This window comes from Qipengyuania sp., assembly GCF_048550555.1.
In the GTDB taxonomy this organism is placed as follows: Bacteria; Pseudomonadota; Alphaproteobacteria; order Sphingomonadales; family Sphingomonadaceae; genus Qipengyuania.
In genome coordinates this window covers 46,946-64,230 of sequence record NZ_JBLYYF010000017.1, presented here as the reverse complement: position 1 = coordinate 64,230, position 17,285 = coordinate 46,946, and the positions used below count along the sequence as shown (strand labels likewise).

Genomic DNA, 17,285 nt, shown 5'->3' with positions numbered 1-17,285 from the left:
GCGTCGCCGCCTCGAAGGCAAGCTTACCGAGGACCAGTTCAAGCCGCTGCGGCTGATGAACGGCCTCTACCTCCAGCTCCACGCCTACATGCTGCGCGTCGCCATCCCCTATGGCACGCTCGACAGCCGGCAGATGAATGCGCTGGCCGACATCGCCGAGAAATACGATCGCGGGTATGGCCATTTCACCACCCGCCAGAACATCCAGTACAACTGGATCAGGCTGGAGGATGCGGCCGATATCCTCGCCGATCTCGCCAAGGTCGAGATGCATGCCATCCAGACCAGCGGCAACTGCATCCGCAACATCAGCTCGGACCATTTCGCGGGCGCTGCGGCGGACGAGGTTGCCGACCCGCGCCCCTATGCCGAGCTGCTGCGCCAGTGGTCGAGCTTCCACCCCGAATTCAGCTATCTCCCGCGCAAGTTCAAGATCGCGGTGATCGCCAGCGACACCGATCGTGCAGCCATGCGGTTGCATGACATCGGCATCCAGATCGTGCAGAACGAGGCGGGCGAGCTGGGCGCGGCCTTCTATGTCGGCGGGGGCATGGGCCGCACCCCGATGATCGCGCCCTGCATCAATCCCTTCGTCCCACTCGATCAGCTGGTGACCTATTCGGAAGCCTGCCTGCGGGTCTACAACCGCCACGGCCGGCGCGACAACAAGTACAAGGCGCGGATCAAGATCCTCGTCCACGAACTGGGCGCCGAGGAATACACCCGCCAGGTCGAAGCGGAGTTCGCGCACCTGCTCGAGCAGGGCGTCGAACCGCCGCTGGCCGAACTCGAGCGGATCAGGACCTATTTCGAGGACCCGCTGTTCGAGGCGGGCGCTCCCGAGGCAATCGACCGCAGCGATCCCGATTTCGCGCTGTGGGTCGACCGCAATACCGTGCCGCACAAGCAGGCGGGCTATGTCGCGGCGGTGATCAGCCTCAAGCCGGTCGGCGGCATCCCCGGCGACGCCACCGCCGAACAGATGCGGCTGATGGCCGACCTCGCGAGGGACTACAGCTTCGACGAACTGCGCGTCATGCACACGCAGAACGTGGTCCTGCCGCATGTCCGCAAGGCCGATCTCCACGCGCTGTGGACCGCGCTCGACGAGGCCGGGCTGGGCAGCCCGAATCTCGATACGGTGGAGGACATCATTGCCTGCCCGGGGCTCGACTATTGCAGCCTCGCCAATGCCCGTTCGATCCCGATCGCGCAGAAGATCTCCGAGCGCTTCGCGGCGACCGGCAAGACCGCCACGCTGGGGCAGCTCAAGCTCAAGATATCGGGTTGCATCAATGCCTGCGGCCACCACCATGCGGGCCACATCGGCATCCTCGGCGTCGACCGGAAGGGGGTGGAGAACTACCAGCTCCTGCTCGGCGGCAGCGAGGCGGAGGACGTCAGCCTCGCCAAGATCACCGGTCCCGGCTTCGACGAGAACGGCATCGTCGACGCGGTCGAGACCGTCACCACCGTTTACGAACGCGAGCGCCAGGACGGCGAGCGCTTCCTCGACACCTACCGCCGGATCGGCATGAACCCCTTCAAGGAGGCGCTCTATGGCTGAGACGCTGCGCTATCGCGACGACGAGCCCGTCGACCATCCGGCAGTGACGGTCGATTCCTTCCTCGACCAATCGAATGCCTCGGCCGTGCGGATCGAACCGGGCGACGATGCCCGCGACCTCCTGCCGCATCTCGAACGCCTCGCGCTGGTCGAGGTGAACTTCCCCGCCTTCGGCGACGGGCGCGGCTATTCCTCCGCCCGCATCCTGCGCGAAGCCGGCTATGACGGCGAATTGCGCGCGGTGGGCGACGTGCTGGTCGACCAGCTGGCCTATATGCGCCGGTGCGGCTTCGACGCCTTCGAACCCGACCAGCAACTCGACCGGGACGATGTCGAGGCGGCCTTCGCGCGCTGGCCCGAAGTCTACCAGACCGCCGCCGACGGTCGCACGCCGATCTGGACGAAAAGGCACGCATGAACGAACTGCGCGCCATCGACCGGCTCGACACGCGTCCGCGCTTCACCGAGCAGGACGCCATCCGCCTCAACCGCATGTTCCGCGGCACCGAGACCGAGGAATGGCTGCGCGCGGCGATCGAGGGCAGCCTGGTGGGCGAGATGGCGGTGGTGTCGAGCTTCGGCGCGGAGAGCGCGGTGCTGCTGCACCTGATCGCTCAGGTCGATCCCACAGTGCCGGTGCTGTTCCTCGAAACCGGCAAGCATTTCCCCGAGACGCTCGCCTATCGCGACGAACTGACCGAGCGGCTCGGGCTCAACCGCATCGATCTCTATCCCGAGATCGCGGATCTCGAAACGCGCGACGCGAGTGGGCTGCGCTGGTCCTACGATCCCGACGGCTGCTGCGAGTTGCGCAAGGTCAAGCCGCTGGCCAAGGCGCTCGCCGGCTTCGATGCGAGCTTCACCGGCCGCAAGGCCTTCCAGTCCTCCACACGGGCGAACCTGCCGCGCTTCGAGATCGATACGTCCGACGCGCAGGGCCGGCTCAAGATCAATCCGCTGATCGACTGGTCGGCGGACGACATCGCCGCCTATTTCGACACCCACGACCTGCCGCGCCACCCGCTGGTCGAGCGCGGCTTTCCCAGCATCGGCTGCTCGCCCTGCACCCGCCAGGTGGGCGAGGGCGAAGATCCCCGCGCAGGCCGCTGGTCGGGCTGGGACAAGGTCGAATGCGGCATCCACAAGCCGGGCGAAGAACCCTTTCTCTAGGACCATTCCCGCCGTAGCGCTTGCCCCATGGCCCGGGTCGCTACGGGCGAATCCTGCTTGTCCCTGCCGATGTCTTTCAGCGCGGGTTCAAGGTAGCAAGGCAACAAATGGGCATGATCACGACGCTCTTCCTCCCCTTTCTGCTGTCTTCGGGCTGGGTTGCCGCGTCGGCGCCCGAGATGCCGCGAGAGGTTGCCTGCACGGCGCTGACCGACATGACCGCCCCGTCGGAGGCGGAAGCCCGCGACGGCCAGGGCAAGCGCATGAAATTCGACTGGTTTCACCACGGGCGCGTGGGAATGGGCAACGATCCCTCCGGATTCACCCAGATCCTCCCTTGGTCGACCGTGGTCGCGGCACCCGACAACCGCCTCGCGACGGCGCGTATCGAGGTGAGGAATGCGAGGCTCATGATCCAGTCCCGAAAGACGGGACGCTGGAGCAGTGCCCTACTTCCTACCGAATGGACGGGAACCAACCTCCCCCACCAGCTCGCCAACCGGCGGGTCAGCGATCTGGAGCTCGAGCACAGCGGCGCGGTGTCCTCTCTGTCCGTACATTCATCGAGCGTTGCGCATTTCTGGCCCCGCAACGGGCGACGCAATATTGATCCGGACGATATCGGCGCGGTGCTCATCAGTGTCGAGGCGCGCATGGATTCGCGCGACTACGAGCGCGGCGGGCGATATTTGATGAACTTCGCCGCGGACTATTGGCGCGACCGCCGGGCGAAGTGGGACAACCTCAAGTCCAACAATGATGTCGGCATCGGGCGGATGAAGTACCTCACGCCGAAATGGCGCAGCTTCACGATGACGACGCTGCCGCTTGCGTCGCTGGCGCGCGAGTGCCGCTAGCGCGATCATCCGGGACGGTATGGGATCGTATGGTGCCGGCTGCAGGATTCGAACCCGCGGCCCCCTGATTACAAATCAGGTGCTCTACCAACTGAGCTAAGCCGGCCCATGGCGTCCCGCGCCTTTCGTGCAAACGCGTGGGAAAGTCCAGACTTTCAGAGCCAGCCTTGCGCGCGGTACCATTCGGCAGTGGCCGACAGCCCCTCTTCGCCCTCGATGCGGGGCTCCCATACGGCGGCGGGGACCTTGAAGGCGGAGCGCGCGACCCAGTTGGGGTGGGTCATGTAGCCGACGCGGTCGGCGGTCAGCCGTGCCTGGTCGCCGCGCAGCAGCCGGTCGAGCCGGGCAGCGGTTTCGAGCACGGGGCGCGGGAGGTGCGGGGCGAAGACGGGGCGTCCCACCGCCTTGCCGATCGCGCGCGCGAGCTCCTTGTGCGCCCAGCCGCCTTCGCGCCCGTCGTCGGGTTCGAAGATGCGATGGCGCACCAGCGCGGGCGGGGCATCGACCAGCGCGAGCAGCAGGCGAGCGAGGTCGTCAACATGGATGATCGAGCTGGCGCCCCCGGGTGGCAGCGGCACGAAGCCGTACTGCGCGCTGCGGAACATCTCGAAATAGTCGACGTCGCGCGGGCCATAGACACCCGGCGGGCGGACGATGGTCCAGTCGAGCCCGCTGGCTTCGACCAGTCTTTCCGCACGCGCCTTGGAGGCGCCATAGGCCGACAGCCCGGGTTCGCGCGCGGAGAGCGAGGACACGAAGATGAAGCGTTTCAGCTTGGCTTCCTTCGCCACGCCGATAAGCCGCTCGGTCCCGCCGACATTGGCCTCTTCGAACTGCGCAGGGTCGGGCGTGTTGGTGAGGCCGGCAACATGCACGATCGCATCGGCATCGCGGCACAGCAGGCCGAGTCCACCGGCGTTGGACAGGTCGCCTTCGACCCATTCAATATGTTCGCAGGCCTCCTGCGGCCGCCGGGTCAGCGCGCAGACGGGCTCGCCCGCGCGGCGGCAGGCATCGAGCACTGCCTGCCCGACGAAGCCCGTGGCCCCGGTCAGCGCGATCGTCATGTGCGCACCATGTGGTCGCGGTGGATCACCGCCGCGCGCGGAGCGTAGCCGAGCCTCTCGGCCTGCTGGTCCTGTCGCAGGCCAAGAATCGCACGGCATTCTCCGGCGGTATATTCGACCAGCCCCTGACCCAGTCGTTCGCCCTTGGGCCCGTGGACCGCAACCAGGTCACCGCGCGCGAAGTCGCCCTCTACGTCGATGATACCGGCGGCCAGCACGCTGGCGCCCTGGTCGAGCGCAATCATGCAGCCGGCATCGACCGAAAGCACGCCTGCGGGCGCGAGGCGTCCGCCGAGCCATGCCTTTCGCGCACTGGCATCGACCTGAGGGACGAACAGCGTGCCAATCCCCTGATCGAGTGCGCGAGCGAGCGGGGAGAGGTGCGTGCCGTTGGCGATGACGAGCGCTATCCCCGCACGCTCCGCGATCTGCGCCGCCTGGAGCTTGGCGCGCATGCCGCCCGACCCAAGTCCCGAGGACGAGGCGCCGCTGGCCATGGCCATGACTTCCGGGGTTACGCCCTCGACCTTCGCGACCAGCAATGCGTCCGCTTCGCGCGGATCCCGGTCGTAGAGACCGTCGACATCCGAGAGCAGCAGCACTGCATCGGCCCCGGCCGCCTGCGCGACGCGTGCGGCGAGGCGATCGTTGTCGCCGAAGCGGATTTCCTCGGTCGCGACGCTGTCGTTCTCGTTGACCACCGGCAGAGCACCGGCCTCGAGCAGCCGGGCAAGCGTCGCCGAAGCGTTGAGATAGCGTCGCCGATCCTCGAGGTCGCCAAGCGTCACCAGCATCTGGGCCGCGGTGATGGCGTGGAGCCCCAGCGCGTCGGACCACAGCCGCGCGAGTTCGACCTGGCCGACCGAGGCGGCTGCCTGCGCATCGGCGAGGCTGCCGCGCCCGCCCTTGGCGAGGCCGAGACGGGCCGCGCCCAGTGCGATCGCGCCCGACGAGACGACGATGACCTCCGCGTGCCGGCGCAATTCCGCAATCTCGTCTGCGAGCGTGGCCAGCCACTCGGCGCGCGGCGCGCCGCGTTCCACCAGCAGCGCCGAGCCGACCTTGATCACCAGGCGGCGCGCGCTGCGCAAATCGGCAAGGGTGGCGATCGAAGTCACGCAGCCAGCCCTAACCAAAGCATCACCCCGGCGAAAGCCGGGATCGCTTTCGCCAGGCGAAGCGGGAATTTGCAGATGCCCGATCATGCCGGTTCGGGCGAGTGGACGGCTAGATCGGCGACCAGTCGGGTTCCTCGCCCTCGTCCTCGACCTCTTCGGCGTGGGTTTCGGTCGAGGTGCGATCGGGCAAATAGCCGAGAACTCCGTCGAGCAATTCCGAAATGCCGGCGCCTGTCGCACCGGAGATGGTGAAGACCTTGTCCGCCCCGGCGGCGAGCAGCTCCTCGGCGAAACCCCGGCCCAGTTCCTCGTCGGCGAGGTCGAGCTTGTTGAGCGCCACCAGCTGCGGCTTGTCGGCGAGCCCGCCGCCATAGGCCTCGAGTTCGGCGTTGACCGTCGTGTAGGCCTCGGCCGGGTCGTCGCCCGAAATGTCGATCAAATGGATCAGCACGCGGCAGCGTTCGATATGGCCGAGGAAACGGTCGCCGATGCCCGCGCCGTCGGCGGCTCCCTCGATCAGGCCGGGAATGTCGGCGAGGACGAATTCGCGGCCCTTGTGCGTGACCACGCCGAGCTTGGGCACCAGCGTGGTGAAGGCGTAATGGCCGACCTTGGCCTTGGCGTTGGAGACCTGGTTGATGAAGGTCGACTTGCCCGCATTGGGCAGGCCCAGCAGGCCGACGTCGGCGAGCAGCTTGAGCCGCAGCCAGACCCACATCTCCTGGCCTGCCTCGCCCGGCTGATGCTGGCGCGGGGCGCGGTTGGTGCTGGTCTTGTAGCTGGCGTTGCCGCGCCCGCCCATGCCGCCTTCGAGGAAGACGATCTGCTGGCCGACCTCGGTGAAATCGGCGAGCACCTCTTCCTTGTCCTCGCTCAGCACCTGCGTGCCGACGGGGACCTTGATCACGAGGTCGGGTGCGCCGGCGCCGGTCCGGTCCTTGCCCTGGCCGTGGCTGCCGCGCTTGGCCTTGAAGTGCTGCGCATAACGGAAGTCGATCAGCGTGTTGAGGCCCTGGACGGCTTCGAAGACGATGTCGCCGCCCTTGCCGCCATTGCCGCCGTCGGGGCCGCCGTATTCGATGTATTTTTCGCGTCGGAAACTGACGGCGCCGGGGCCGCCGGCGCCCGACTTCAAGTAGATCTTGGCCTGGTCTAGGAAATGCATGGCGCGCCCTCTAGCCGCTTTCGCTGGCTTAGGCGAGGGCGCGCATGCTCATGCGCCGTCAGGCGACGAAATCGTCGACCCGCTCGACGATGATCGCCGGAGCCATGCCGCCTGCGGCGCACATGGTGACGAGGCCGTAGCGACCACCCGAACGCTCGAGTTCGTCGAGCGCGGTGCCGATGAGGATCGAGCCGGTCGCGCCGATCGGATGGCCCAATGCCATCGCCCCGCCGTTGATGTTGACCTTCTCGCGGTCGAGATCGAGGTCGCGGATGAATTTCTCGGCGACGACCGAGAAGGCCTCGTTGATTTCCCAGACGTCGATGTCGTCCTTGGTCATGCCGGCCTTTTCGAGCACCTTCTTCGCTGCCGGGACGGGGGCGTTGAGCATCAGCGTCGGGCAGTCGCCCTGGTTGGCATAGGCGACGATGCGGCCGCGCGGCTTGAGGCCGTGTTCCTTCGCGTAGCCCTCCGAGGTGATCAGCAGCGCCGCCGCGCCGTCGACCACGCCCGAGCTGTTGCCGGCATGGTGGAAGTGCTCGATCTGGAGGTCGGGATACTTGCGGTTGATCTGCTTGCGGAAAGTCGTGCCGCCGATCTCGAAATCGGCCAGCTTGCCGAAGCTCGGGTTGAGCGCCGCGAGGCCTTCGGCAGTGGTCTCGGGGCGGGGGAATTCCTCCTTGTCGAGCGCGATGGTGCCGTCTTCGTTGAGGACGGGCACCACCGACTTGTCGAAGCGGCCCTCGTCGATCGCGCGCTTGGCGCGCTGCTGGCTGACCAGCGCGAGCGCGTCGAGCGCCTCGCGGTCGATGCCTTCCATGCTGGCGATCGCGTCGCCGCAGACGCCCTGGTGGCTCTGCGGATGGAGCACGTCGAGCGCCTCGTTGCCCGATCCCATCAGCCGCGGCGGCAGGCCGGCATTGGCCTGCTCGGCGGCATGGGCGGCGGTGTAGCTCATCATCTCGGTCCCGCCGGCGATGACGCAGTCTTCCATGCCGCTCATCACACTGGCCGAGGCGAGGTTCACCGAGGTGATGCCGCCGCCACAGAAACGGTCGAGCGTGGTGCCGCTGGCGCTGATGTGGTAGCCCGCCGCGAGCGCGGCCATGCGGCCGAGGTCGCCGCCCTGCTTGCCGTTCTGGCTGCTGGTCGACCAGATGATGTCGTCGACCGTCGTCGTGTCGAGGTCGTTACGCTCGCGCAGGGCGCCGAGCACGGTGGCCGCGAGATGCTGCGGATGGAGGTGCGACAGCGCCCCCTTGCCGGGCTTGCCGATGCCACGCGGGGTACGGACTGCATCGATGATATAGGCTTCGGCCATGGCTCTTCCTCTCAGCTCTGATAACGGTTGACGTTTGCGTAAGCGTAGCCCAGCAATGGCGCAAGGCAAGTTTCAAATTGCAATGGGAGAGAGGCGTGAGCGAAGAGGTACTGACGAGCGAGGAGGACGGCATCCTGGTCGTCACGATCAACCGTCCCGAAGCCAAGAACGCGATGACCAAGGCCGCGGCCGAAGGCATCGCGGCGGCGATGGACCGGCTCGACAGCGACGACAGCCTGCGCGTCGGCATCCTGACCGGGGCGGGCGGCACCTTCTGCTCGGGCATGGACCTCAAGGGCTTCCTGCGCGGTGAGTCGCCCAGCGTGGAAGGGCGCGGATTCGGTGGAATCGTGCAGAAGCCGCCCGAAAAGCCGCTGATCGCCGCGGTCGAGGGTTATGCGCTCGCCGGCGGGCTCGAACTGATGATCGCCTGCGACCTCGTGGTCGCCGATGCGGGCGCGAAATTCGGTATTCCCGAAGTGAAACGCGGCCTCGTCGCCGCCGCCGGCGGGGTGATGATGTTGCCCGACCAGATACCCGAGCGGATCGCCATGGAACTGGCGCTGACCGGCGATTTCATCACCGCTGCGCGCGCCTACGAGCTCGGCCTGATTAACCGCGTTACCGACGACGCGCTGGCCGGCGCGAAGGAACTCGCCAAGAGCATAGTCGCCAACGGCCCGCTCGCGGTGCGCGTCTCGAAGCAGGTCATCAAGCAGTCGCGCGGCTGGCCGATGGACGAGCGCTACACTCGGCAGACCCAGCTGATCGCGCCGGTCTTCGTCTCCGAGGACGCACGTGAGGGCGCCGCCGCCTTTGCCGAGAAGCGCGCGCCGAACTGGAAGGGCAAGTAAGACCCTTCAGCGCGACACGAGAACACCCGAGAGGACCCGAGAGATGCCCGTAATCGACGTACCCCAGCCCGAGTTCATGGAAGACGAGGAGATCGCCATCTTCGCCGACGCCGTGGGCAAGTTCTACCAGCAGCACGCGCCGCAGAAGCGGATCATGAAATGGCGCGAGGACGGCCAGGTCGAACGCGAATTCTGGAACGAGGCGGGGGCGGCCGGGCTGCTCGGCGTCTCGGTGCCCGAGGAATACGGTGGCCATGGCGGCGACTTCCGCCACGACATGGTGGTGATCGACCAGCAGGCCAAGCACGGCGTCGAAGGCTTCGCCGCGAGCCTGCACAACACCATCATCCTGCCCTATCTGGTGCGCCACGGGACCGAGGAGCAGAAGCAGAAGTACCTGCCAAAGCTGGTCACCGGCGAATTGGTCAGTGCCATCGCCATGACCGAACCGGGCGTCGGCAGCGACCTCCAGAGCATCACCACCACCGCGCTCAAGGACGGCAACGGCTACCGCATCAACGGGTCCAAGACCTATATCTCCAACGGCCAGACCGCCGATTTCATCATCGTCGTGGCCAAGACCGATCCCAACGAGCGTGCCAAGGGCATCTCGCTGATGCTGCTCGAGACCGAGGGGGCCGAGGGCTTCCAGCGCGGCAAGAAGCTCGACAAGGTCGGGCTCGACGCGGCGGATACCTCGGAGCTGTTCTTCGACAACGTCTTCGTGCCGGCCGAGAACGTGCTCGGCGGGGTCGAGGGCAAGGGCTTCTACCAGTTGATGGGCGAGCTGGCGCAGGAACGCCTGGTCATCGCGATGGGCGCGGCGACGGGGATCGAGAAGGCGCTCGAAGTCACGCTCGACTACGTCAAGAACCGGAAGGCCTTCGGGCAGACGATCTGGGACTTCCAGAACACCCAGTTCGTGCTTGCCGACCTCAAGGCGCGCGGCACCGCGGCGCGGGTCTTCGTCAACGATTGCATCGCCAAACTGCTCAAGGGCGAGCTCGACGTGGCGACCGCGGCAATGGCCAAATACTGGGTCACCGAGCTGCAGAGCGAGGTCGTCGACAAGTGCCTCCAGCTGCACGGCGGGGCTGGCTACATCAACGAATACCCGATCGCGCGCATGTATCGCGACACGCGCATCGCGCGCATCTTCGGCGGTTCGAACGAGGTCATGAAGATGCTGATCGCCCGCTCGATGTAAGCGAAGCGAGCAGCCGAGTGGGAAGGGCGGCCGGCTGGCCGCCCTTTTCGTATCAGGCCTCGACGACGGCCTGTTCGATCGCGCCGAAGATCGAATGCCCTTCTGCATCCCTCATCTCGACGCGGACGGTGTCGCCCGGCGCCATGAAGCGCGTCTTGGCCTCGCCCTGGGCGATGGTTTCGATCATGCGGATCTCGGCGATGCAGCTGTAGCCGAGGCCGCCTTCGGCCACCGGCTTGCCCGGATCACCGTCGGGCCCCTGATTCGAGACGGTGCCCGAGCCGATGATCGTCCCCGCGCCGAGATCGCGCGTCTTGGCGGCGTGGGCGACAAGATCGGCGAGGCTGAAGGTCGCATCGACGCCCGCATTTGCGCGGCCGAAGGGCTGGCCGTTGTAATCGACCATCAGCGGCAGGTGGATGACGCTGCCCTGCCAGGCATCGCCGAGTTCGTCGGGGGTCACCGCGACCGGGCTGAAGGCACTGGCGGGCTTCGACTGGAAGAAGCCGAAGCCCTTGGCCAGCTCGCCCGGGATCAGGCCGCGCAGCGAGACGTCGTTGACCAGCATGACCAGCTTGATGTGGCTCGCCGCATCCTCCTTGGATACACCCATCGGCACGTCGTCGGTGATCACCGCGATCTCGCCTTCCATGTCGCAGCCCCAGCTGGTGTCCTTGAGCGGGATATCGTCGCGCGGGGCGAGGAAGGTGTCGCTGCCGCCCTGGTACATCAGCGGGTCGTGATAGAAGCTCTCCGGCACCTTGGCGCCGCGTGCCTTGCGCACCAGTTCGACGTGGTTGATGTAGGCCGAACCGTCGGCCCACTGATAGGCGCGCGGCAGCGGCGAATGGGCCTCGCGCTCGTGGAAGCGCTCGCACGGCACCGCCTGGTGCTCGACGTCGATGTAGAGCGCCTCGAGCCTGGGTGCGATTTCCTCCCAATCGTCGAGCGCAGCCTGCAGCGTCGGCGCGATATTGTCGGCGGCGCAATAGCGGGTGAGGTCCTTCGACACGACCACCAGCTTGCCGTCGCGGGTTCCGTCCTTGAGTGTGGCGAGCTTCATGGTTGGCCTCTCTTACTGGTTTTCTGGATTGTCGGGCTGCGCGTCGGGATGGGCGCGCTGGAATTCGGTCAATGCGAGGCAGGCCCTTTCGATCCGTTCGATATGCGGCTTGTCGCCGAAATCGAAGTCGAAGCGCCGCGCGTTGTAAACCTGCGGCAGCAGGCAGACCTCAAAGAAACCGGGGGTGTCGAACAGAAAATCGCCCGTGCCGAGCTGGGCAAGGCGCGCCTCGAGAGGATCGAGCGTCCGGGCGAGCCAATGGCGGTACCAGATCCCGATCTCGTCCTGCGATTTGCCGTATTCGTTCGCGAGGTACTTGAGCACCGGCAGGTTGAGCGGAGCATGCAACTCGGTGGCGATGGCATAGGCCAGCTCGCGCGCGAGATAGCGGTCCTCGATTCCCTCGGGCAGCAGCGGGCGGTCGGGATAGGCCTCGTCTAGCCACTCGATCTGCGCCATCGATTGGACGTAGTCCCTGCCGTCGACCTCGAGCAGCGGGACCGAACCGAACGGGTTGCGGCTGGTGAAGGCCTCGCCCTTCTGTTCGGAGGTCAGCAGGTTTACCGGGACATATTCGTATTCGAGCCGCTTCAGCTCCAGCGCGATGCGCAGGCGGTATGAGGTCGAGCTGCGATAATATCCGTGAAGGCTGATCAAAACGCGGCGATCCCCGTAATGGCGCGGCCGAGGATCAGCGCATGGACGTCATGCGTACCCTCGTAGGTGTTGACCGTTTCGAGGTTCACCATGTGGCGGATGACCTGGTATTCCTCCGAAATGCCGTTGCCGCCGTGCATGTCGCGCGCCTTGCGTGCGATATCGAGCGCCTTGCCGACGTTATTGCGCTTGACAATCGAGATCATCTCCGGCGCGAACTTGCCTTCATCCATCAGGCGACCGACGCGCAGGCTCGATTGCAGGCCGAGCGAAATTTCGGTCATCATGTCGGCGAGCTTCAACTGATAGAGCTGCTTGCTGGCGAGCGGCACGCCGAACTGGTGCCGGTCGAGCCCGTATTGCCGGGCGGCGTGCATGCAGAATTCGGCGGCGCCCATCGCGCCCCAGCTGATGCCGTAGCGCGCGCGGTTGAGGCAGCCGAAGGGCCCCTTCAGGCCCTGAACATCGGGGAGTATTGCGTCTTCGCCGACCTCGACCTCGTCCATCACGATCATGCCGGTGGTCGAGGCGCGCAAGGACAGCTTGCCCTTGATCTTGGGTGCACTGAGGCCCTTCATGCCCTTTTCGAGCACGAAGCCGCGGATCCCGCCGCCATGCGCCTCGCTCTTCGCCCAGACGACGAAGACATCCGCGAAGGGCGAGTTGGAGATCCAGGTCTTCGAACCCGAGATGACGTAGCCACCGTCCACCTTCTTCGCGACGGTCTTCATGCCCGCGGGGTCGCTGCCGGCATCGGGCTCGGTCAGGCCGAAGCAGCCGATCAGTTGGCCGCTGGCGAGGCCGGGGAGGTATTTCTTGCGCTGCTCCTCCGATCCATAGGCATGGATCGGGTACATCACCAGGCTCGACTGGACGCTGGCCATCGAGCGGTAGCCAGAGTCGACCCGCTCGATCTCGCGCGCGATCAGGCCGTAGGCGACATAGCTCGCGCCCGCGCCGCCATATTCCTCGGGCACCGTCGCGCCGAGCAGACCGGCTTCGCCCATCATTGGGAACAGTTCGGGATCGTCGACTTCGTTGGAGAAGTTCTCGATCACTCGCGGCTGCAGCTCGCCTTGTGCGAAGGCGTGGGCGGCATCGCGGATCATCCGCTCGTCCTCGGTCAACTGGTTGTCGAGGTTGAAGGGATCGTCCCAGGCGAAAGGCACCATACCGGCCATGTGGTCTCCTCTGTTTCAACCGTGCCAGTGGCAGGGTTGCCCGCGCGGGGCAAGACCCGCGCGGAGGGGAAGGCTTACTTCACCAGCGGCAGCGCCTTGCGGCAGTCTTCCGCGCATTCGCGGCACATTTCGGCGCAGAGCCGGCAATGCGGGTTGTCGTGGTCGGCGCATTCCTCGGCGCAGGTCTCGCAGGCCACGATGCAGGCCTCGATCTGCGCGCGCAGCACCTCGATATTCTGGGCGGTCCGACGCGTCGCGAGGCGCGCCGTCGCGGCGCATACGTCAGCGCAGTCGAGGCAGTTGCGGATACATTGCGCCATGTCCATCTGCTCGGCCACACAGGCGTCTGCGCAGCTGGTGCAGAACAGCGAACAGAGCATGGCGTGGCGTGCGGCGAGGACCAGTTCTTCGGTCTCGTCCTTCACCTGCGGGTGGGCGGCGATCATCTTTGGGAGCGACATTGAGCATCCTTTCCTGACAGAACATGGGGTCTGCCTGGAGAATGGCTGGCGCCGCCCAGACGTTCCGGCGGCGCCGGAACGGACCCGTCAGGCCGCGTCGGCTGCGCGCTGGATCGTGTCGATCACTGCGGCAGGCGGGCATGGCTTGCTCAACGCCTGCGCGTTGGGGAAGCGCTGCGACACTTCGCCCGGCGTCAACTGGCCGGAGTGGAAGATGACCTTCACATCCTCCGCCATCATCTGCTCGGCGAGCGGATAGACGATTCCGTCGCCCAGCTGGACGTCGAGGATGGCAATGTCGGGCTTGGATCTCTGATACGCCAGCATGGCCGAGGACAAATCCTCGAACGGTCCTTCGACGTCATAACCGGCTTCGGCGACTGTATCGCACAGGTCGTAGCCGACGATCAGTTCATCTTCGGCGACCAGTACGCGTAATTGCTGACCCATCTTCGCTCTCCTCGCATACCGACCCAATGGACTCGAATGCCGGAGGAGAGATTTCGTTCCGGCGTCAGCTCAGCTTTCCGTAACGTTCGGCGAATCCGGCATCGTCGCCCTGCGCCAGAAGCTTGGCCTGGCCGACCCAGTCGTCGCGGCGGATGCGACCCTGGAAGCGCCCGAGTTCGGCGTCGATCCGGTCGATCTCGGCATCGTCCCAGGCGGCGATCTGGGCGAAGCTGCTCACGCCCAGTCCATGGAGCGTGGCGGCGAGCTTGGGGCCGAGTCCCTTGATCCGCGTCAGGTCGTCGGTCCCTGCCGATGGGGCAGCCGGCGCGGCGCCGGCTGCAGGTTCCATCGGCGTTGCCGCGGGCGCGCTGTCGATCAGCGCCCTGTTGCGTTCCGCCGGTGCGGCGCCCTCGTCGAGCACGTCGCGGCTGGTGCCGGTGATGCGCGTCCGGCGCGAGGCGTGGAACACGTACCAGGCGATAGCCACGCCGACGACCAGCGCGGCGACGATCAGGGGCCAGTAGGTCTGCAGCAATTCGTTCACGGGCTAATCCTCCTCATGGTCTTGGCGGCCCCACAGGGTCCAGCCGATGCCGACACCTGCGCCATAGGCGGCAACCATCAGGGCGGCGAGTTCGAACCACAGCGGCATCAGCGGGCTCCCGGCGTGTCGACCGGGGTCGGGTGGAGCGGTTCGGTACGGATGACCGAGAATTCGATGCGGCGGTTGGCCGGATCGCTGGGCGCAAGGCCCTCGACCGGATGGCTCGAACCGACCCCGCTGGCGCGCAGGCCGTCGCGCGGAATGCCGCGGCGGATCAGAGCTTCGCGCACGACCCGCGCGCGCTCCATGCTGAGCGCGATATTGCCCGGTTCGGACCCCTGGTCGTCGGTATGGCCGGTGATCGCGACGATCGAGCCGAGACAGGGGCGCAGCGATTCGGCCACCTCGTCGAGCAGCATCCGGCTGGCGGGCAGCAGCGCGCTGCTCGCTTCCTCGAAGCGGATCGAGCGGGTCCGCAGCAAGCCCTCGACATCTTCCTGGCAATGGAGCGGCTGGTAGGACGGCTCGTCGCTTTCGGCACGCAGCGTGCCATCGGCCCAGGTCACCCCTCCGACGCCGGGGATGGAAGCGACCGCGCGGGCCACCTTGGCACGGGTCTCTTCGTCGAGCATTTCGCCACCCGAGAGCAGCGGATGCCGCGAGAGCGATCCGACACCGTTGGCGAAGCGTGCGGTCACTCCGCTGCCGCCCGCCCTGGCGATCGCCCGCGAAGCTTGCGTCTCGAGCCGGTCGATGAAGTGCGGCGCCATCGGCTCGGCCAGCAGATAGGCGCTCGCGCCCGTCAGCAGGGCTCCGGCCAGGATGGCGATGACGGGGCGGATCGGCATGGCGCTGGCTTTAGCCATCATCCGCCCCACCTGCCAAGCGGCCTATTCGAGTGTATCGGCGGTCTTCACCAGCTGGAGGAACTCCTGCCGCCAGAAGTCGCGCTGCGGGCCGGCCAGCGCAGCGATCTGCGGATAGGAGTAGCTGCCCAGCAGGGCATCGCCGCGCAGCTTCTGGCCGAAGGCCGCGACTGCGGCGGCGAAGGCGAAGTCGCCGCGCGGCGCCTGCGCGCTCCGCAAATCCGAGGCGGGCACGACATGGCTCAGCAACTGCGAGGTCTCGCCGTCGGGACGCTTGTAGCGCAGCTTGACGAAGGCGGCCTCGGCCGTGAGGTCGCGGGCGCGCGCATCGGGCTGGTCCTCGTAGCGGCGGGCGGGAATCCAGCCCGCCGCACCGGCAGGCACGATCTCGTAGATCGCGGTCACCTGGTGGCCGGCCCCGATATCGCCCGCGTCGACCGCGTCATTGTCGAAATCCTCCTCGCGCAGCGCGCGGTTCTCGTAACCGAGCAGGCGGTACTGGCCGACCACGGCGGGGTTGAATTCGACCTGGATCTTCACGTCCTTGGCGATGGTGAAGAGTGTCGCGCCCATCTCGTCGCCGAGCACCTTGCGGGCCTCGAGCGCGCTGTCGATGTAGGAGTAATTGCCGTTCCCGGCGTCGGCGACCTGCTCCATCATCGCATCGTTGAGATTGCCGCGCCCGAAGCCGAGAACGGACAGCGAGACGCCGCTCTCGCGCTTCTGTTCGATCAGTTCCACCAGCGCCTCGCGGTCGGAGGTGCCGACGTTGAAATCGCCATCGGTCGCCAGGATCACGCGATTGACGCCCCCCGCGATGCGGCTGCTCTCGGCAATGCGATAGGCGAGTTCGATTCCCGCTCCGCCCGCAGTCGACCCGCCGGCCTCGAGCTGGTCGAGCGCATCCCTGATCTTGCGCTCGTCGCTGGTGGGTTCGAGCACCAGGCCCGCCGCGCCGGCATAGACGACGATCGCGACGCGGTCCCTGGCCGAGAGCTGGCCGGCAAGCTGGCGCATCGCGGTCTTGACCAGCGGCAGCTTGTCGGGGCTCGCCATCGAGCCCGAGACGTCGAGCAGGAAGACGAGATTGGCCGGCGGTCGTTCCTGCGCGGGCATGTCGTAGCCCGACAGGCCGATCCGCAGCAGGCGCGCATCGGCGTTCCACGGGCTCGCCGCGACGTCGGTGTTGACCGTGAACGGCTGCGCCGGGCGGTCGGGGCGCGGATAGTCGTAGCGGAAGTAGTTGATGAACTCCTCGGTCCGCACCGCTCCCCGGGGCGGCAGCTGCCCTTCGGAAATGAATCGGCGCGCATTGGCATAGGCGCCGGTGTCGACATCGACCGAGAAGGTCGAGACCGGCTCGCTGGCGACCAGCTTGACCGGGGAGACCTCCTCGCCGTCATATTGGTCGCGGCTCGGCTCGGTCGGCACGAAGACCGGCGGGAAGTAGCGGTAGTTCGTATCGACAACGGGTGCGCCCGTCGCGGCATCGACCGCTTCGGTGGCGGCGATCCGTGAGCCCGTGACCGAGATCGCTTGCGCAGCCCTCATCGCCGGCGGTGGCGGGGGAGGAGGCGGTGGTGGCGGAGGCGGCGCATGCCTGGGGCCTGCGGTGTCGGCTTTCGCCCCGGTGACGATGATCTCGTCGCCACCCGACGGCGTGGCGCATCCGGCGATCAGCGCGGCAAGGGCGCAGGCGCCCAGCATCTGGGTGTAACGCATTGGCAGTCCTCCCCG

At 66.7% G+C, this 17,285-nt stretch carries 18 protein-coding genes and 1 tRNA gene; 6 read left to right on the top strand and 13 right to left on the bottom strand.

Annotation, left to right across the window (positions count from 1 at the left end):
* The 4 genes from ACN4E0_RS03955 to ACN4E0_RS03940 all read left to right on the top strand — a co-directional run.
* The coding region (locus tag ACN4E0_RS03955; protein ID WP_419565796.1) for a nitrite/sulfite reductase at positions 1 to 1,567 on the top strand (1,567 nt) is incomplete at its 5' end.
* A complete protein-coding gene (locus ACN4E0_RS03950) occupies positions 1,560 to 1,985 on the top strand; it encodes a DUF934 domain-containing protein (protein WP_419565793.1) in 426 nt (141 codons plus the stop codon). The genes ACN4E0_RS03955 and ACN4E0_RS03950, both read left to right, overlap by 8 nt.
* Entirely contained in the window at positions 1,982 to 2,737 is a 756-nt protein-coding gene (locus ACN4E0_RS03945; RefSeq protein ID WP_419565790.1) for a phosphoadenylyl-sulfate reductase, read from the top strand. Before ACN4E0_RS03950 ends, ACN4E0_RS03945 begins: the two co-directional genes overlap by 4 nt.
* Before the next feature lie 113 nt (positions 2,738 to 2,850).
* Entirely contained in the window at positions 2,851 to 3,594 is a 744-nt protein-coding gene (locus ACN4E0_RS03940; RefSeq protein ID WP_419565787.1) for a hypothetical protein, read from the top strand.
* Positions 3,595 to 3,624: 30 nt separating this feature from the next.
* On the opposite strand, the gene ACN4E0_RS03935 is transcribed toward ACN4E0_RS03940, so the two are convergent.
* The 5 genes from ACN4E0_RS03935 to ACN4E0_RS03915 all read right to left on the bottom strand — a co-directional run bounded on the left by ACN4E0_RS03935 (position 3,625) and on the right by ACN4E0_RS03915 (position 8,265).
* Positions 3,625 to 3,700, bottom strand: a tRNA-Thr gene (locus ACN4E0_RS03935).
* 49 nt (positions 3,701 to 3,749) lie between these two features.
* Positions 3,750 to 4,661, bottom strand: coding sequence for an NAD-dependent epimerase/dehydratase family protein (locus tag ACN4E0_RS03930; protein WP_419565784.1), 912 nt, complete (start codon positions 4,659 to 4,661; stop codon positions 3,750 to 3,752).
* Entirely contained in the window at positions 4,658 to 5,779 is a 1,122-nt protein-coding gene (proB, locus tag ACN4E0_RS03925; protein ID WP_419565782.1) for a glutamate 5-kinase, read from the bottom strand. The genes ACN4E0_RS03930 and proB overlap by 4 nt, the downstream gene beginning before the upstream one ends.
* A 109-nt stretch (positions 5,780 to 5,888) precedes the next feature.
* On the bottom strand, positions 5,889 to 6,944 hold the full coding sequence (gene obgE, locus ACN4E0_RS03920) for a GTPase ObgE (RefSeq protein ID WP_419565780.1): 1,056 nt from the start codon (positions 6,942 to 6,944) through the stop codon (positions 5,889 to 5,891).
* 58 nt (positions 6,945 to 7,002) lie between these two features.
* On the bottom strand, positions 7,003 to 8,265 hold the full coding sequence (locus ACN4E0_RS03915) for an acetyl-CoA C-acetyltransferase (RefSeq protein ID WP_419565778.1): 1,263 nt from the start codon (positions 8,263 to 8,265) through the stop codon (positions 7,003 to 7,005).
* A 95-nt stretch (positions 8,266 to 8,360) separates the two neighbouring features.
* Between ACN4E0_RS03915 and ACN4E0_RS03910 the strand changes: the two genes are divergently transcribed.
* Positions 8,361 to 9,119, top strand: coding sequence for a crotonase/enoyl-CoA hydratase family protein (locus ACN4E0_RS03910; RefSeq protein WP_419565775.1), 759 nt, complete (start codon positions 8,361 to 8,363; stop codon positions 9,117 to 9,119).
* Between the two features lie 43 nt (positions 9,120 to 9,162).
* Complete coding sequence (locus ACN4E0_RS03905) at positions 9,163 to 10,326, top strand: acyl-CoA dehydrogenase family protein (RefSeq protein WP_221600577.1); 1,164 nt, start codon at positions 9,163 to 9,165, stop codon at positions 10,324 to 10,326.
* Positions 10,327 to 10,378: 52 nt separating this feature from the next.
* Here the strand turns inward: ACN4E0_RS03905 and ACN4E0_RS03900 are convergent, their stop codons facing one another.
* The 8 genes from ACN4E0_RS03900 to ACN4E0_RS03865 all read right to left on the bottom strand — a co-directional run bounded on the left by ACN4E0_RS03900 (position 10,379) and on the right by ACN4E0_RS03865 (position 17,270).
* Positions 10,379 to 11,389, bottom strand: a complete 1,011-nt coding sequence (locus ACN4E0_RS03900) for a fumarylacetoacetate hydrolase family protein (RefSeq protein WP_419565772.1) — start codon at positions 11,387 to 11,389, stop codon at positions 10,379 to 10,381.
* 12 nt (positions 11,390 to 11,401) lie between these two features.
* Positions 11,402 to 12,043 carry a maleylacetoacetate isomerase gene (maiA, locus tag ACN4E0_RS03895; protein ID WP_419565804.1) on the bottom strand — a complete coding sequence of 214 codons (642 nt, stop codon included), beginning with the start codon at positions 12,041 to 12,043 and terminating at the stop codon, positions 11,402 to 11,404.
* Positions 12,043 to 13,218, bottom strand: coding sequence for an acyl-CoA dehydrogenase (locus ACN4E0_RS03890; RefSeq protein ID WP_419565802.1), 1,176 nt, complete (start codon positions 13,216 to 13,218; stop codon positions 12,043 to 12,045). Before ACN4E0_RS03890 ends, maiA begins: the two co-directional genes overlap by 1 nt.
* Positions 13,219 to 13,301: 83 nt before the next feature.
* On the bottom strand, positions 13,302 to 13,688 hold the full coding sequence (locus ACN4E0_RS03885; RefSeq protein ID WP_419565769.1) for a four-helix bundle copper-binding protein: 387 nt from the start codon (positions 13,686 to 13,688) through the stop codon (positions 13,302 to 13,304).
* Between the two features lie 87 nt (positions 13,689 to 13,775).
* Complete coding sequence (locus ACN4E0_RS03880) at positions 13,776 to 14,138, bottom strand: response regulator (RefSeq protein WP_419565767.1); 363 nt, start codon at positions 14,136 to 14,138, stop codon at positions 13,776 to 13,778.
* Positions 14,139 to 14,202: 64 nt separating this feature from the next.
* The gene (locus ACN4E0_RS03875) at positions 14,203 to 14,682 is read right to left on the bottom strand and encodes a hypothetical protein (protein ID WP_419565765.1); all 480 of its coding nucleotides are present in this window, start codon (positions 14,680 to 14,682) and stop codon (positions 14,203 to 14,205) included.
* 107 nt (positions 14,683 to 14,789) lie between these two features.
* On the bottom strand, positions 14,790 to 15,548 hold the full coding sequence (locus tag ACN4E0_RS03870; RefSeq protein WP_419565763.1) for an OmpA family protein: 759 nt from the start codon (positions 15,546 to 15,548) through the stop codon (positions 14,790 to 14,792).
* Between the two features lie 24 nt (positions 15,549 to 15,572).
* Positions 15,573 to 17,270, bottom strand: a complete 1,698-nt coding sequence (locus ACN4E0_RS03865; RefSeq protein WP_419565761.1) for a vWA domain-containing protein — start codon at positions 17,268 to 17,270, stop codon at positions 15,573 to 15,575.
* Between the last annotated feature and the right edge of the window lie 15 nt (positions 17,271 to 17,285).

Coding starts and splice junctions, on each gene's coding strand:
- obgE (WP_419565780.1), bottom strand. CDS start 6,944: ATGCATTTCCTAGACCAGGCCAAGATCTACTTGAAGTCGGGCGCCGGC.
- ACN4E0_RS03870 (WP_419565763.1), bottom strand. CDS start 15,548: ATGGCTAAAGCCAGCGCCATGCCGATCCGCCCCGTCATCGCCATCCTG.
- ACN4E0_RS03880 (WP_419565767.1), bottom strand. CDS start 14,138: ATGGGTCAGCAATTACGCGTACTGGTCGCCGAAGATGAACTGATCGTC.
- ACN4E0_RS03915 (WP_419565778.1), bottom strand. CDS start 8,265: ATGGCCGAAGCCTATATCATCGATGCAGTCCGTACCCCGCGTGGCATC.
- ACN4E0_RS03940 (WP_419565787.1), top strand. CDS start 2,851: ATGATCACGACGCTCTTCCTCCCCTTTCTGCTGTCTTCGGGCTGGGTT.
- ACN4E0_RS03865 (WP_419565761.1), bottom strand. CDS start 17,270: ATGCGTTACACCCAGATGCTGGGCGCCTGCGCCCTTGCCGCGCTGATC.
- ACN4E0_RS03885 (WP_419565769.1), bottom strand. CDS start 13,688: ATGTCGCTCCCAAAGATGATCGCCGCCCACCCGCAGGTGAAGGACGAG.
- ACN4E0_RS03945 (WP_419565790.1), top strand. CDS start 1,982: ATGAACGAACTGCGCGCCATCGACCGGCTCGACACGCGTCCGCGCTTC.
- ACN4E0_RS03905 (WP_221600577.1), top strand. CDS start 9,163: ATGCCCGTAATCGACGTACCCCAGCCCGAGTTCATGGAAGACGAGGAG.
- ACN4E0_RS03890 (WP_419565802.1), bottom strand. CDS start 13,218: ATGGTGCCTTTCGCCTGGGACGATCCCTTCAACCTCGACAACCAGTTG.
- ACN4E0_RS03930 (WP_419565784.1), bottom strand. CDS start 4,661: ATGACGATCGCGCTGACCGGGGCCACGGGCTTCGTCGGGCAGGCAGTG.
- ACN4E0_RS03950 (WP_419565793.1), top strand. CDS start 1,560: ATGGCTGAGACGCTGCGCTATCGCGACGACGAGCCCGTCGACCATCCG.
- ACN4E0_RS03900 (WP_419565772.1), bottom strand. CDS start 11,389: ATGAAGCTCGCCACACTCAAGGACGGAACCCGCGACGGCAAGCTGGTG.